Here is a 14,029-nt window from a genome sequence, read left to right on the forward strand (position 1 = left end):
TCCAATTGGAGAAAGCCCATGACTGCCAGCCCTGTCCGCGGCCCACGGCTTACCGTTTCCATCCTGCCCGCGCTGCCGGCGCGGGTGCTGCGCTGGCTCGGCCGCGTCCTGCTGGCTGGCGCCGCCTTGCTCAGCATGGCGCCGGCGCATGCCGACCTGGCCCGGATCCGCCAGGCCGGCACGCTGAAGGTGGCAGTGTACAAGGGCCTGCCGCCGTTTTCGGCGCTGGCCGGGAGCCAGTACGCCGGCATCGATGTGGCACTGGCGCAGGCGCTGGGCAAGGCGCTGGGCCTGTCCGTGGCGCTGATGCCGTTCGATGCCGACGAGAACATGGCCGACGACCTGCGCGCCATGGTCTGGCGTGGCCATTACCTGGGCTACGGCCCGGCCGACGTGATGCTGCACGTGCCGGTGGATCGGGCCTTCATGCAAGCCAACGACAAGGCGCTGATCATCGCCCCTTACTATCGCGAGACCTTCGTGCTGGTGCGGGACCGCGAGCGGGTACCGGACGTGCGCGGCCTGGAAGACCTGGCCGGCCAGCCGACCGGCGCGGCCGCGGGCTCGGCCGGCGCCAATGCGCTGTTGTCCGGGGGCGGCGGCGTGCTGCGCGACCGGGTCCGGATTTACCCCGAGGCCGGCCTGGCGCTGCACGCGCTGTTCTCGGGCGAGATCGCCGCGGCGCTGGTGACGCGCGCGCAGTATGAAAGCGCCCTCAAGGCGGGCGGCCACGCCGCCAGCCGCTATGCCGCCAGCGATATCAGCGCGCCGCTGCTGCCGCCGCGCGGCTGGGCCGTCGGCATGGCGGTCAAGGCCGGCGAACGCGAACTGGCCGAGGCGCTGCAGTCAGCGCTGGACACGCTGCGCGGCAATGGCGAGCTGGCGCGCATTTTCGGCGGCTACGGAGTGTCGATGCAGGCGCCGTGAGGCGGACAATGACGATCAGTCAAGCCATCAATCACTACGGTCCTTCCCGCGAAGGCGGGAATCCGGCGTCTTTTGCGCCCCCTTCGGGGATAAAGTCACTGGGTTCCCGCCTTCGCGGGAACGACGGTCGCTTACGGCATGATCCGTGAGGCGGGGCGTTGTAAAGAATGCATGCGATCCGGCATCCCCGGGTCGTGCAACTGGCACACCTGCGGCAGCCCGATGCCGCGCCGGTTTGCGCCCAGATGGCCTGTGGCGCCCCGCCTGCCGTTCGCGCAGCACATCGCCGCAGCACATGGCGCGGGCAGGAACGGGAATTGCGGGGGCAGGGCAGTATCGTGACTGGGGATCGTGCGATGCCTTCCATTTCGTCGGTTCTGCTGTCCTCGCCCCGCGCGCTCTACGGGCTGCTGCGGGATACCGTCAACGCCTGGGTGGATGACTACGCGCCCAGCATGGGCGCGGCGCTGGCCTACTACACGGTGTTCTCGATCGCGCCGCTGCTGCTGATCGTGATCTCGGTGGCCGGCGTGGTGTTCGGGCACGATGCCGCGCGGGGCGAAGTGGTGGCGCAGCTGCAAGGGCTGCTCGGCCCGGAAGGTGCCAAGACCATCGAAGCCATGCTGCTGGCGGTCAGCAAGCCCGCTGCCAGCGCGCTGACGGCGGTCGTCGGCGTGGTGGTGCTGCTGGTCGGCGCCACCACGGTGTTTGCCGAACTGCAGTCCGCGCTGGACCGCATCTGGGAAGTGCCCGAGCGGCGCAAGACCTCTGGCATCTTCGCGCTGCTGCGCGCGCGGCTGCTGTCGTTCGGCATGATCCTGGGCATCGGCTTCCTGCTGGTGGTGTCGCTGCTGCTGAGCGCGGCCATCTCCGCGCTCAACCGCCTGTGGGGGCCGCTGTTCGGCGCCGAGGAACTGATCGCGCATGTGCTCGACACCGTGGTCAGCCTGGTGCTGATCACCGTGGTGTTCGCCATGATCTACAAGATCATGCCGCGCGCCAAGGTACGCTGGCCAGACGTCTGGCTGGGCGCGGCGGTGACGGCGCTGTTGTTCACGCTGGGCAAATTCGTGATCGGCCTGTATATCGGCAAGAGCGGCGTGGCCAACGGCTACGGCGCCGCCGGCTCGCTGGTGGTGCTGCTGCTGTGGGTGTACTACTCCGCGCAAATCTTCCTGCTGGGCGCGGAATTCACCTGGCAGTACGCGCGCCGCTACGGCTCGCGCCGGCATGAGGCCGCGGCACAGCGCGAGCGCGAACTGGAGCGCGCGCAGGCGCAGCCCGAGCCGCCGCCTCAGCCACCCCCCAGCGCGACCGCGAACAGCGCCGAGATCAACGGGCGCTCCTTGCGCACGGCCAGGCAGCACAGGGAATAGTCGATCGACAGCAGCGGCTCGTCCACCGGCACCACCTGCAGCCCCGGCAGCGGGATGCATTCGATCTGCGTGACGAAGCTGAGCCCCATGCCGCTCGCCACCGCATGCAGGATGGCCTCGCGGCTGTTGATCTCCATCACGCAGTGCAGTGCCATGCCATGCTGCGCGCAGGCGCGCTCGACGCGGTCGCGCGTCTTCGAGCCGGGCTCGCGCTGGATCACGGGTTCGCCGGCGAGGTCCTGCAGCGTGACCGACGCGCGCGCCGCCAGCGCATGGCCGGCCGGCATGACCGCGACGATGCGTTCCCTGCGATAGGGCGCGATATGCAGGCCCGCCACCGGGTCGGGCTCGGCGACGATGCCGACGTCGATGTCGAAGTCCTGCAGCCCGCGCAGCACCGACGCTTCGGAGCCGATGGTGACGGTCAGCTCCAGCGCCGCGTGCGCGCTGCGGAAGCTGCGTGCCAGTCCCAGCGCGATCGGCGGCGACACCGCGCCCACCCGCACCAGCCCGGTCTTGAGCTTGTGCGCGCTGTGCAGGAACTGCATGGCTTCCTCTTCTTGCCCGAACAGCCCCTGCGTAATCGCATAAAGCCGCTCGCCGGTATCGGTCAGCCGCACGGTGCGCCCGCTGCGCAGGAACAGCTCCACGCCGAAGCGCGTCTCCAGCGCCTTGACCTGGTCGGTCACGGTGGGCTGCCCGATATGCAGGTACTGCGCCGCGGCGGTGAAACCGCCGGTGCGCGCCACCGCGTGGAAGCAGCGGATCGACTTGTAGTACTGGTGGAACATGGATAGGGACGAGGGCTGTGCGCCGCCTGGCGCGGCGTGTCCGAAGAGTCTCCCACAGCTGCGTGCCGATGCGTACAGGGTTTCCCCGAGGCCGGCGTAGCGCAGCGGCGATCCATCGGTTTTGGCGCAGGCGGGCGTCAAAGATGCGATTGGACCGGGTGGTTGGCGTCTCCCACACTTCTGGCAACCGGGCGCGCGGCGCAGGCCGCGGCCAAACGCTACCTGAAGCCAGAACAAAGGAGACCCCATGATTCACGCCTACCACAACCCCGTGTCGATCCATTGCGGGGCCGGCGCGCTCGACCAGCTGCCGGCGCTGCTGCACGGCCGGCGCGCCGTGATCGTGACCTTCCCGGAAGCGCGCGCGCTGGGACTGGTGGCACGGCTCGAGGCGCTGCTGGGCGCCGACCTGGCCGGGCTGATCGAAGACGTGCAGCCCAACCCGGACGTGGCGCAGCTGTCCGGCCTGTACAACCGCTTCTGGGAACACGCCGACCGCTGCGACGCCATCGTCGCGGTCGGCGGCGGCAGCGCCATCGATACCGCCAAGGCGCTGATGGTGGGTACCCGCTCGGGCCGCTTCGACTCGCTGATCAGCCTGCTGGCAAGCGGCAAGTCGTTCGCGCCGGCGCAGGTCAAGCCGCTGATCGCGGTGCCGACCACCGCCGGCACCGGCAGCGAAGTCACGCCGTGGGCCACCATCTGGGACGCCGCGAACCAGAAGAAATACTCGCTGCACCTGCCCCAGACGTGGCCCGAAGCGGCCATCGTCGATGCGCAGCTGATGCTGTCGGTGCCGCGCGGCACCACCATTGCCACCGGCCTCGATGCGCTGTCCCACGCGCTCGAGTCGATCTGGAACGTCAACGCCAACCCGGTCTCCGACACGTTCGCGGTGTCGGCGGTCGAGGACATCTTCGAGACCCTGCCGCAGCTGGCCGGCAACCTCGATGACCTGTCGCTGCGCGAGCGCATGGCGCTGGCCGCACTCAAGGCCGGACTGGCGTTTTCCAACACCAAGACCGCGCTGGCGCATTCGATCTCCTACGAGATGACGCTGCGCCACGGCCTGCCGCACGGCATCGCCTGCTCGTTCACGCTGCCGCTGGTGCTGGAAAAGGCGTGGGCGCGCCGCCCCGACCGCGACCGCACGCTGCAGCGGCTGTTCGGGCCGTCGCTGCCCGCCGCGCAGCAGCGCTTGCGCGGCTTCCTGCAAGGGCTGGGCGTGAAGACCGAGTTTGCCGACTACGGCGTCAGCGACGACGAGGCCGGCGCCATGATCGCGCGTGCGCTGGACGGTGCCCGCGGCAAGAACTTCATCGGCGCCGTGCCTGCGTAGCGGTTCCCCACGGCGGGTGTTTACCCGGCCAGACGAGCCCGACAGACGGGCCGACAATATAAAAGGAGACAACCATGGAAACAGCCGACCGCATCCAGGTGGGGGCGTTCGTCGCCCCGGCCGAGCAATCGTTCCGGCGCGCGCAGTGGCGGATGCTGCTGGCCGCCATGTTCTGCTATTTCTTCTTCTACACCGGCCGGCAGACTTTCGGCTTTGCCATTCCCGGCATCCAGGAAGAGTTCGGCCTGTCCAAGGCGGCGCTGGGCTGGGCCTCGACCTGCCTGCTGTGGTGCTATGCCATCGGCCAGGCCATCAACGGCAACCTCGGCGACAAGTTCGGCGGGCGCCGCGTGATGACCGCCGGCGCGATCCTGTCGTGCGCGGCCAACTGGGTGGTCAGCTTCGCCGTCGGCTTCAAGAGCCTGGCGATTCCGTGGGGCATCAACGGCTACTTCCAGGCACTCGGCTGGGCGCCCGGCAGCCGCTTGCTGTCGAACTGGTGGGGCGCCCAGGAACGCGGCAAGGTCTACGGCTTCTATGTGTTCGCGGCGGGCTGCGCCTCGGTGCTGTCGTTCGTGACCTCGATCGTGGTGGTCAATATCTTGCATCTCGACTGGCGCTGGATCTTCCGCCTGCCGGTGCTGCTGATGCTGCTGGGCGGCATCACGTTCTACCTGGTCGTCCGTGAACGTCCGGAAGACCTGGGCTACAAGTCGCCCGATACCGGGGTGGCCAAGGGTGAGGATGCCGGCCCGCACGCGCCAGCCGAGACCGATGCCGACGAAAGCTCATGGTCGCGCTACAAGGCGGTGCTGCGCAATCCGCGCCTGATCATCGCGGGCCTGTCGATCGGCTTCCAGAACGCCGCGCGCTATGGCCTGATCGTCTGGGTGCCGGTGCACTTCCTGGGCAAGGACTGGAAGCATACCGACACCCTGATCGACCCGGCCTGGATCTCGGTGGCGCTGCCGGTGGGCATGGCCCTGGGCGCGCTTTCGAACGGCTGGATCTCTGACCGCCTGTTCGGCTCCAGCCGCAGCAAGGCCATCATGCTGTACATGGTCCTCGGTGCCGTGGCCTCGATGGTCATGTATAAGCTGCCGACGGGCATGGGCGCCATCGTTGCGCTGTTCCTCGCCGGCTTCTTCGTCTACGGCCCGGCCTCGTCGTTCTGGGCGCTGTGCCCGGACCTGGTCGGCGCGAAGCGGGCAGGTACGGCCACCGGCATCCTGAACTTCTTCTCCTACCTGCTCGCCGGCCTGGGCGAGCCCCTGATCGGCCGCATGCTGGATCACTCGGGCAATACCTCGATGGTGTTTCCGATCGTGGCGACCAGCTGCGTCATCAGCGCCGTGATCGCGGCGTTCATCCGCCGCTAGCCAGGTGAGGCCGGCACCGCGCCGGCCCGCCTGCGACGGCCGCGTTGTCTTTCAACACACTGCTCTGAAACCCGCGAGGGCAGAACCATGACCGCATTGCATGCCATTCCCGATATCCGCCACGAGGCCCTGCGCATCGCCGGCGAGAAGATCTTCCGCGAAGACGTGATCGAGGTGACCTACCCCTACACCGGCGAAGTCATCGCCACCGTGCCCAGGGCCACGCTCGACGACGTGCGCCGCGCCTACCGCATCGCGCGCGACTACCAGCCCACGCTGACGCGCTACGAGCGCTACAAGATCCTGATGCGCGCGGGCGAGATCATCGCCTCGCGGCTGGACGAGATCTCGCGCACCATCACGCTGGAATCCGGCCTGTGCCGCAAGGATTCGCTGTACGAAGTCGGCCGCGCCTCGGACGTGCTGCTGTTCGCCGCCAACCAGGCGCTGGTCGACGACGGCCAGGTGTTTTCGTGCGACCTGACCCACCACGGCAAGAGCCGCAAGGTCTATACGCTGCGCGAGCCGCTGCTGGGCGTGATCACCGCGATCACGCCGTTCAACCACCCGCTCAACCAGGTGGTCCACAAGGTCGCGCCGGCGGTGGCCACCAACAACCGCATGGTGCTCAAGCCCAGCGAGAAGACGCCGCTGGCGGCTTATATGCTGGCCGATATCCTGTATGAAGCCGGCCTGCCGCCGCAGATGCTGTCTGTCATCACCGGAGACCCGCGCGAGATCGCCGACGAGATGCTGACGCACCCCGATGTCGACCTGGTCACCTTCACCGGCGGCGTGCCGATCGGCAAGTACATCGCCGCCAAGGCGACGTACAAGCGCCAGGTGCTGGAGCTGGGCGGCAACGATCCCATCATCGTGATGGAAGACGCCGACCTGGAAGAGGCGGCGACGCTGGCCGCCAGCGGCTCGTACAAGAACTCCGGCCAGCGCTGCACGGCGATCAAGCGCATGCTGGTACACGAGTCCGTGGCGGACCGCTTTGTCGACCTGCTGGTGGCGAAGACCGAGGCGCTCAACTACGGCGATCCGATGGACCCCAAGGTCGACATGGGCACGGTGATCGACGAGGCGGCGGCGATCCAGTTCGAGCAGGTGGTGAACGAAGCCATCGCCGCCGGCGCCACGCTGCGCTACGGCAATATCCGGCGCGGCGCACTGTATTCGCCCACCGTGCTCGACCATGTGGATCCGGAGATGACGGTGGTGAAGCACGAGACCTTTGGCCCGGTGTCCCCGGTGATCCGTTTCAGCGATATTGACGAGGCGATCCGCATCTCGAACGGCACGGCGTATGGGCTGTCGTCGTCGGTCTGCACCAACCGGCTGGACTACATCACGCGCTTCGTGCGCGAGCTGAAGGTCGGCAGCGTCAATGTGCGGGAAGTGCCGGGGTACCGGCTCGAGCTGACGCCGTTCGGGGGGATCAAGGATTCTGGCCTTGGCTACAAGGAGGGCGTGCTGGAGGCGATGAAGAGCTTCTGCAACACCAAGACCTACTCGCTGCCCTGGTAAGCACCGCGCGCCGGCGGGGCAGTTCGTCCCTGTATCCTTGAGCACAGCGCTGCCCACCTGAAGTATGAGCGGCCGAAGCTGAGGGCAGAGGATGTGCTTGTCGTCGACTGTCATTCCCACGGTCATGCGCCGGCGTACTTCTCCGCCACCGACGATGGTGATGACCGGCACGACGTGAAGTTCGCGTTCGTGATCGGCAATTGCGCGTCCGCGGTACCTTCCATGGCGCTGCGGCTGTGTGCCAAGGGGGTCTTCGAGACGGTGGAGAGAAGTCGCCGCCCGCACGCTTAGCTCTCCTCGATCTTCGCCTCGATTCGTCCTTCACGAATCGCGGCAATGAAGGCCCGGTAGTCGCTCCGGTTCTGCGAGCAGTACTCAGTCGCGAACTCGCAGATCGCATCGTCGAAGGTTCGCCCGGAGCCCATGTACCCCGCGATCATCGCCGCGTCGCCAGAGCGCGCGTGTGCGCGGGCAAGCGCATGGGCGCACATCCGGCCATACTGCCGCAGCAGGCCGGCATCCCAGTCCTCGATCACGGCGGACATCTTCATGTCGCGTAGCTGTCGAATGTAGAAGTCGCGTCCGTTCTTGCCCCGGGTCCAGCCTAGGAAAACATCGCTGGCCGACTGCATCAGCCGCTGACCGACGATGACACGTTGGCCGTGGTTGGGATATACGCTCCTGCCGGCATACGGCTCCAGTACTGACGCCCGTGCCTCCTTCACCTGCAAGAACAGCGGATCGTTGTCGGCCGCCATGAACAAGCCCACCCCGCACATCGTGCCGACGCTGCCGACGCCGACTACCTTGACGGCCAAGTCGAAGAAATGGAAGCGGTTGAACAGCACCCGTGTATGGTCGGCCAGACTGTCGCGATACGCCGCAATGGCTTCCTCGTAGCCCGAGGCCGCCCCTGGGGCGAGGTCTTCCGATGGATGAAAGATTAGCGGCGGCTCATCCTTGATGCGAGGCATCTCCCCTTCCGCCGAGACAAGCTTGGGATACAGGTGCTCGGGCACGGACTTGCGCCGCTCCGCCACGATGCGCTCCGCCAGCCGCTTACGCGCCGCCGCGACGATGTCGGGGTCGCCAGAGCGGTCCTCATACTTCTGCAGGTCAATGCGGTCGTACCAAACGTCGAGCGCGCGCATCCAGCCATAGTTGTGCATCCGCTCTCGGTACTCGCGCACGGCGTCGGTCACCACGCGGGCGGCGTCGCCCTTCGGTAGTGCCAGATGGTCCGCCGCAATGACGATGCTGGCCGCCAGTCGCTTCAAGTCCCATTCGAAGGGGGCCGGGAGTGTCTCGTCGAGATCGTTGATATCGAAGATGATGTTGCGCTCAGGCGTGGCGAAGCCACCGAAGTTCATCAGGTGCGCGTCGCCACAGGCCTGAACGCGAATGTCACTCGTGGGCTCGCCTGCCAGGTCGGCAGCCATGATTGCCGCAGAGCCCCGGTAGAAGGCGAAGGGCGAGGCCGACATGCGGCCGAAGCGGATGGGGACCAGTTCCATCATCCGGCCGGCATTCGATTCTTCCAGCAGCGTCACCGGGTCGCGACGGTCCGCGGCTGGCGTCCAGCCAGAATGAGAAGAGCGCGGTACCGTGTCGCGCAGGGCCCGCCCCCGAGCCGCGCGTTCGTCGGCAGTCAGGTAGGCGCCAGAGGGTGCGCTTTTGCCGTTACGAAGGTTCTTGTCTGCCTTAGCCATGGTGCCTCCCTTGTTATTGCCCTTATCCTGGCATCGGCCTGGCGGCATTGCCGGCCCCGTGCTGGAATCTATCGACTGCATCAGCCCCGGTGGGGACGGCCATCGCGCGCCAAGACCGCCTTCACCTAAGCTGCCCTCCGACCATTGGCCAGTACCTTCGACTCCTTATTCCCGGCTGGCTTTATCGTGGCGCACGCCTCCCGTCAGCGAATCAAGGTAGCTTCAGGCAGCGTGGATGCTCCATCAGTTAGGTCCTTTAAAATTAGAAAGAAAGTTCAGCGCTTGCTGCGCGTGCTATTTCGCGGCTGCCGCGGTGCTTGGCAATGTGAATCCAGGTGGTGCCTTGACCCACGGATAGCCCTTCAACGCCATTTGATAACCGGTGTCATAGAGGGCGCGCATGTATTCGTTGTCGAATTCCTCCTTGTGTGGTGCGTTAAAACTCGCTGGGATGAAGCCAAGGTTGAAATCAACGCCATCGCGCTGCGCGGTGGCATAGATACGATAAAGGTCACCGATGCCCTGGCTTTGGATCAGCGAGGTGACCGCACGAGCGGCGATGCTCATCGTGGAGCGCTCGACTTGCGCCCATTCCGTGTCGAGTCGGGCGTTGCGTATCACATAGAGCTTGCGCTCGCGGCTGACGCCCATTGAGGCCGCCTCCTCCTTGACGCGGATCACCGACGGGTACGCAAATACCTGCGCGACGATACCGCCATCAACGTGCATCTCCTGGTAGGGCTTGCCGTCGACTTCCACGTCAATCATCATCGGCGGAAAGCCGCCTGGAACCGATGCGGAGGCGACCATAACTTTCACAAACAGGTCCAAAGCGCTGGGCCCACCATAGCTCGCGATCTTGCCCATGTCCCAGATAATCCCGCGGCGCGCATCGAGGTCAGCAGTGGCCACCAAAAGCATGCGGCCTTTTGCGTACTCGGCGGCAATCTCCTTGAGCAGATCCTCGGTCACCGATTTTCGCGTCAGCCTTAGCAGTGGCGCGTTATCGGCCATCCCATCGCTTAATACGCCCCCGAGAAAGCTGCGCGGTTTCATCACGTCCTTCGGGGATAGCGTCGTATAAACTTCCTTCAGCGTCGCATCATACTTCGGCCCGAGAAAGGCGAAGGGCGCGATCAAGGCACCAGTGCTTATGCCGGTGACGAGTTTGAACACCGGTCGTGTCCCAGTCTCTGTCCATGCATTCAGAATGCCGGCAGCAAATGCACCGTTGTCACCGCCGCCCGAAATCGCGGCGTACACGGCCGCAGGCATGGGCCCTTTTTGCTCCTCCCGCGCACGGTACTCCTGTTCCCGCTCAAGCGATTCAAAAGCTGCTTGCATAAGTTGTGGAGAATCTATCCCTGCAACGTAGCGTACGCCGGGCATGCCGGGTACTTCAGCCTTTGTAGTGAGTTCGCGGGGGACTGCCGACAGGCGTGCCGGCGCGGTCGCGCACCCTTGCAGGACAAGTATGGAAGCCGCAATCAGCCCGAGGACGGTGGATTTAAGGTTCGGTTGGGCGTCGCCGACGCCCGCAAGTGACACCATTGCTGCGAATAACCGGCTCATGATTTAGCCCTCCTGGCATTGGGTTGGCCTTTCACCTGCAAGTCCATTGCCTCGTGAATGGCGTCCATCGACGCACACGTTTCCATTGGGCTGACGAGGCGCAAGCACGTTTTGGGAAATATGTTCCTGGGAGGTTCACTCCAAAGAGGGCAGGGGCTTGACGATCGGCTTGCCGTTCAGACCGGGGAATTCGCAAGGGCCGCCGCTTTCAAGCGGCACTTTCATGGAGAAGCCGACATTCGAACGTCGGCTTGAGAGCGCAGTCCAGTGGCTGTAGTTGAACGGTTGCCCATGAACAGGGTGGCGCCAGAACGCCACCGTACAAACACGTAGCATCGTTTCGTCGGCCAGCATCGGTAGCGCTAGTACTTGATCTCCCGTTTTTCCTGGCGACCCTCCTGCTTCGTGTCGCGCTTGTCTTGCCGGCACTGGGAGTTGCTCTTTTGGTTTGCAGCCCGGCAGTCGACCTTGCCCGCGCGCGCTTCCTGTTTGGCAGCCTGGTTTGCGGCCCTGCCTTGTTGGCGCTGTTGCGATTGGTTGGTGGCCAGGGCTGCCCCCGATAGCGCCAGGAGTCCGGCGGCGGCCAGCAGTGCTCCCGTCCGTCTCCAAAGCCCATTTCTTGATTCGACCATTTTCAGCTCCTCCGTGCTGGGTAGAGACGGCGGTTAGTTGCTGCACAACGCTGCCTTCGCATGTTCGTAAAAAGCAAGCCTGAAGAAGCCTCCTCCAGCCTCCTCCGGCAAAAGAAAGCACTCCTTTCCCGCAGCCGATGATGGCACGAATGAGTGTTGCCGAGAAGTACCAACGACGCGACGTACGAGCATCAGCAATGGTGGATCAAGGAGCACCTTGGCATCAAACCGTTCGACGTCATCAGTCAGACCGCTTTGCGAGCGGAGCACACTGTACTACCGCTCGCTCTCGCAGATATTCTCCGAATTGTTCCCGTAAGCGATTCTTCAGAATCTTGCCCGTTGCCCCCAAAGGAATGGCGTCCACGAAAATAACGTCGTCCGGCTTCCACCACCTGGCAATCTTACCCTCGTAAAATGCGAGCAGCTCATCGCGTGTCAGGTCCGTCTGCGGCTTTCTGACGACGATCAGCAGGGGCCGCTCATCCCATTTGTCGTGCCTGGCGGCGATGCAGGCAGCCTGGAAGACGTCGGGATGTGCCATTGCGATATTCTCCAGATCAATGGATCCGATCCATTCACCGCCCGACTTGATAACGTCCTTGCTGCGATCCGTAATCTGCATGAAGCCATCGCCGTCAATGGTCGCGACATCGCCGGTCGGGAACCAGCCCTGGGCTTGCTCATCGAGTTGTAGTGGATTTCCACCTTCGCTCCGGAAGTATTCCCGTACGACCCACGGCCCGCGTACAAGCAGGTCACCGGTCGTTACGCCATCCCAAGGCAACTCGCGACCGTCCGTGCCGACGATTTTCATGTCGACGCCGAAGAGCACACGGCCCTGTTTCGACTGGATCGTGAGACGGTCTTTGTAGCTCATCTCCCAGTGTTTGGGTTTCATCGAGCAAACGGTCCCGATCGGGCTCAGCTCGGTCATGCCCCAGGCGTGCAGCACCGCCACGCCATACTTGTCCTGAAACTGGCGCAACATGGCAGGTGGGCAGGCCGCGCCACCAATAATGGTGCGCGCCATGCTCGAAAATTCCTGACCTGTCTGCTCCAGATGGGTCAGCAGGACTTGCCAGACTGTCGGGACGCCTGCGGAGAGCGTGACCTGCTCGGCTTCAAGTAGTTCGTACAGCGATTTGCCATCCAATGCTGGTCCGGGGAAGACAAGCTTGGCCCCAACCATGCACGCAATGTATGGAAGGCCCCAGGCATTGACATGAAACATCGGCACGACCGGCAGGATCACGTCCCGTCCGGAACAATTCAGTGCATCCGGCAGCGCGGCTGCATAGGTGTGCAGCAGGGATGAGCGGTGGCTATACAGGACACCTTTGGGGTTGCCAGTCGTCCCGGAGGTGTAGCACAGCGTACTGGCGCATTGTTCATCAAGATCCGGCCACGCGTAGTCGGGCGAGCTTCCCTCGATCAGGTCTTCATAGCAAAGGAGGTCAATACCGGCGTCCTGCGGCATGTGGGCACGGTCGGTCATGGCGATGAACGCCTTGACCGTCTTGCAGCGGCTGGCGACGGCCTTGATCAGCGGCAGGAAGGTCAGGTCGAAGAAGATGTACTGGTCTTCGGCGTGGTTCGCGATGTATGCGACCTGGTCCTCATGCAGCCGCGGATTGATGGTATGAAGGACGGCCCCCATCCCTGAGACGCCATAGTAAAGCTCCATGTGGCGATACCCGTTCCATGCCAGTGTGCCAATGCGGTCGGACGGCCTGACTCCGAGGGCGGTCAACGCGCCGGCCATCTGGCGCGAGCGGCGGTGGCAATCGCGGAACGTGTAGCGATGGATATCGCCCTCGACCCGTCTTGAGACGATTTCCGTATCGCCATGGTGCCGGTCAGCGTGCACGATGAGAGAGGAGATCAACAACTGCTTTTGCATCATCAGGCCATTCATGGCGTCATTCCGTTTCTACTGTTGCCCGCCAGCATGCGACTCTGGCGGCAAGAAGGCCCCGGGCTGCGAATCGGGTCGCGCGGTCAGCGCTCGGGGCCGTTGTTCAGGCATGCCACGGTTTGCTGCTGGTCATGATCAGGCAAGCAGTCGACGTGGTACTGGTGGTTGATAAGGATCGTCCCTGGCTGCGTCGCTGGCGGCGAACTGAGGCACGGACAGGATGAATAATCAGGCTGCAGCGGGACGCCGCGGTGACCCCACGGTGCCCCTGGGCGGTGGTTTAGTTGAACGCCGTGAGATCCCTCGGCGCGATGTCGTGCTGCTCGCAATAGGCGAGGTAGCGTTGCATCGCGGTCTTCCAGTTCTCGATCGCCAGAACCTTGTCGTTCTCATCGACGAAAACAAGGTCACCCATCACGGTGACCAGCGTCACCACGTAGCCGCCTTCCTCATCCGTGCTGACGACTTCGGGCGTGTGGCAGGACGCGGCGGTCTCGAATACCACACTGCCAGGACCCGCAACCCAGTCGTGCTCCTTGTATTTCCACTGGCCTTCCAGCGTGTAGACGACGACGGTGCCGGAATGGTGGTGCTTGGGAAGTTGCATGGTCTTCGGCGCCTTCATCAGCACGATGATTTCACCGCGAATCGGGTCAAGCTTGAAGTACTTCAGCAGGACGTCGTCCGAATAGGGGGTGAACGGAACCCAAGGCAGCGATTCGCCATCGATGACTGCGGTATCGACTTGTTGATAAAGCATGACTGTCTCCAGTGATTTGATATATGACGGCATTTCAATACACCGCGTGCTGCAACACGCGTGCGGTCAGGAGCCTCATCCTTCCTCGAAATG

General features: G+C 64.4%; 12 protein-coding genes and 1 pseudogene. 6 read left to right on the top strand and 7 right to left on the bottom strand.

Annotated elements, in window-relative coordinates; genetic code table 11:
* The first annotated feature begins 18 nt into the window (after positions 1-18).
* Together RALTA_RS19025 and RALTA_RS19030 are read left to right on the top strand one after the other, a co-directional pair.
* A complete protein-coding gene (locus tag RALTA_RS19025; RefSeq protein ID WP_012355519.1) occupies positions 19-927 on the top strand; it encodes a substrate-binding periplasmic protein in 909 nt (302 codons plus the stop codon).
* Positions 928-1,283: 356 nt separating this feature from the next.
* The gene (locus tag RALTA_RS19030) at positions 1,284-2,303 is read left to right on the top strand and encodes a YihY/virulence factor BrkB family protein (RefSeq protein ID WP_012355520.1); all 1,020 of its coding nucleotides are present in this window, start codon (positions 1,284-1,286) and stop codon (positions 2,301-2,303) included.
* On the opposite strand, the gene RALTA_RS19035 is transcribed toward RALTA_RS19030, so the two are convergent.
* Positions 2,222-3,094, bottom strand: coding sequence for a LysR substrate-binding domain-containing protein (locus RALTA_RS19035; protein WP_012355521.1), 873 nt, complete (start codon positions 3,092-3,094; stop codon positions 2,222-2,224). The two genes, RALTA_RS19030 and RALTA_RS19035, sit on opposite strands and share 82 nt — an antisense overlap.
* A 247-nt stretch (positions 3,095-3,341) precedes the next feature.
* Here RALTA_RS19035 and psrA point away from each other — a divergent pair, with 247 nt between their 5' ends.
* From psrA to RALTA_RS19055, 4 genes and pseudogenes are all read left to right on the top strand, one after another.
* A complete protein-coding gene (psrA, locus tag RALTA_RS19040; RefSeq protein WP_012355522.1) occupies positions 3,342-4,433 on the top strand; it encodes an iron-containing alcohol dehydrogenase PsrA in 1,092 nt (363 codons plus the stop codon).
* 74 nt (positions 4,434-4,507) lie between these two features.
* On the top strand, positions 4,508-5,812 hold the full coding sequence (locus RALTA_RS19045) for an MFS transporter (RefSeq protein ID WP_012355523.1): 1,305 nt from the start codon (positions 4,508-4,510) through the stop codon (positions 5,810-5,812).
* A gap of 87 nt (positions 5,813-5,899) precedes the next feature.
* Positions 5,900-7,345, top strand: coding sequence for a phosphonoacetaldehyde dehydrogenase (gene phnY, locus RALTA_RS19050; protein WP_012355524.1), 1,446 nt, complete (start codon positions 5,900-5,902; stop codon positions 7,343-7,345).
* A gap of 33 nt (positions 7,346-7,378) precedes the next feature.
* Positions 7,379-7,636, top strand: a pseudogene (locus tag RALTA_RS19055) (Mov34/MPN/PAD-1 family protein); the annotation flags it as partial.
* On the opposite strand, the gene RALTA_RS19060 reads toward RALTA_RS19055, so the two are convergent.
* The 6 genes from RALTA_RS19060 to RALTA_RS19080 form a co-directional block, all read right to left on the bottom strand.
* Positions 7,633-9,054: a DUF2252 domain-containing protein gene (locus tag RALTA_RS19060; protein WP_012355525.1), complete on the bottom strand. Its 1,422-nt coding sequence runs from the start codon at positions 9,052-9,054 to the stop codon at positions 7,633-7,635. The pseudogene RALTA_RS19055 and the gene RALTA_RS19060 overlap by 4 nt on opposite strands.
* A gap of 294 nt (positions 9,055-9,348) precedes the next feature.
* A complete protein-coding gene (locus RALTA_RS19065; protein ID WP_012355526.1) occupies positions 9,349-10,626 on the bottom strand; it encodes a patatin-like phospholipase family protein in 1,278 nt (425 codons plus the stop codon).
* Between the two features lie 135 nt (positions 10,627-10,761).
* A complete protein-coding gene (locus RALTA_RS30335) occupies positions 10,762-10,980 on the bottom strand; it encodes a hypothetical protein (RefSeq protein ID WP_012355527.1) in 219 nt (72 codons plus the stop codon).
* Positions 10,981-10,988: 8 nt separating this feature from the next.
* Positions 10,989-11,258, bottom strand: a complete 270-nt coding sequence (locus RALTA_RS19070; RefSeq protein WP_012355528.1) for a hypothetical protein — start codon at positions 11,256-11,258, stop codon at positions 10,989-10,991.
* Positions 11,259-11,499: 241 nt separating this feature from the next.
* The gene (locus RALTA_RS19075) at positions 11,500-13,176 is read right to left on the bottom strand and encodes a 3-(methylthio)propionyl-CoA ligase (RefSeq protein ID WP_012355529.1); all 1,677 of its coding nucleotides are present in this window, start codon (positions 13,174-13,176) and stop codon (positions 11,500-11,502) included.
* 280 nt (positions 13,177-13,456) lie between these two features.
* Positions 13,457-13,936 (bottom strand): 2,4'-dihydroxyacetophenone dioxygenase family protein, encoded by a 480-nt coding sequence (locus RALTA_RS19080; RefSeq protein ID WP_012355530.1) that lies wholly within the window; start codon positions 13,934-13,936, stop codon positions 13,457-13,459.
* Positions 13,937-14,029: the final 93 nt, after the last annotated feature.

It is taken from the genome of Cupriavidus taiwanensis LMG 19424, assembly GCF_000069785.1.
GTDB lineage: Bacteria > Pseudomonadota > Gammaproteobacteria > Burkholderiales > Burkholderiaceae > Cupriavidus > Cupriavidus taiwanensis.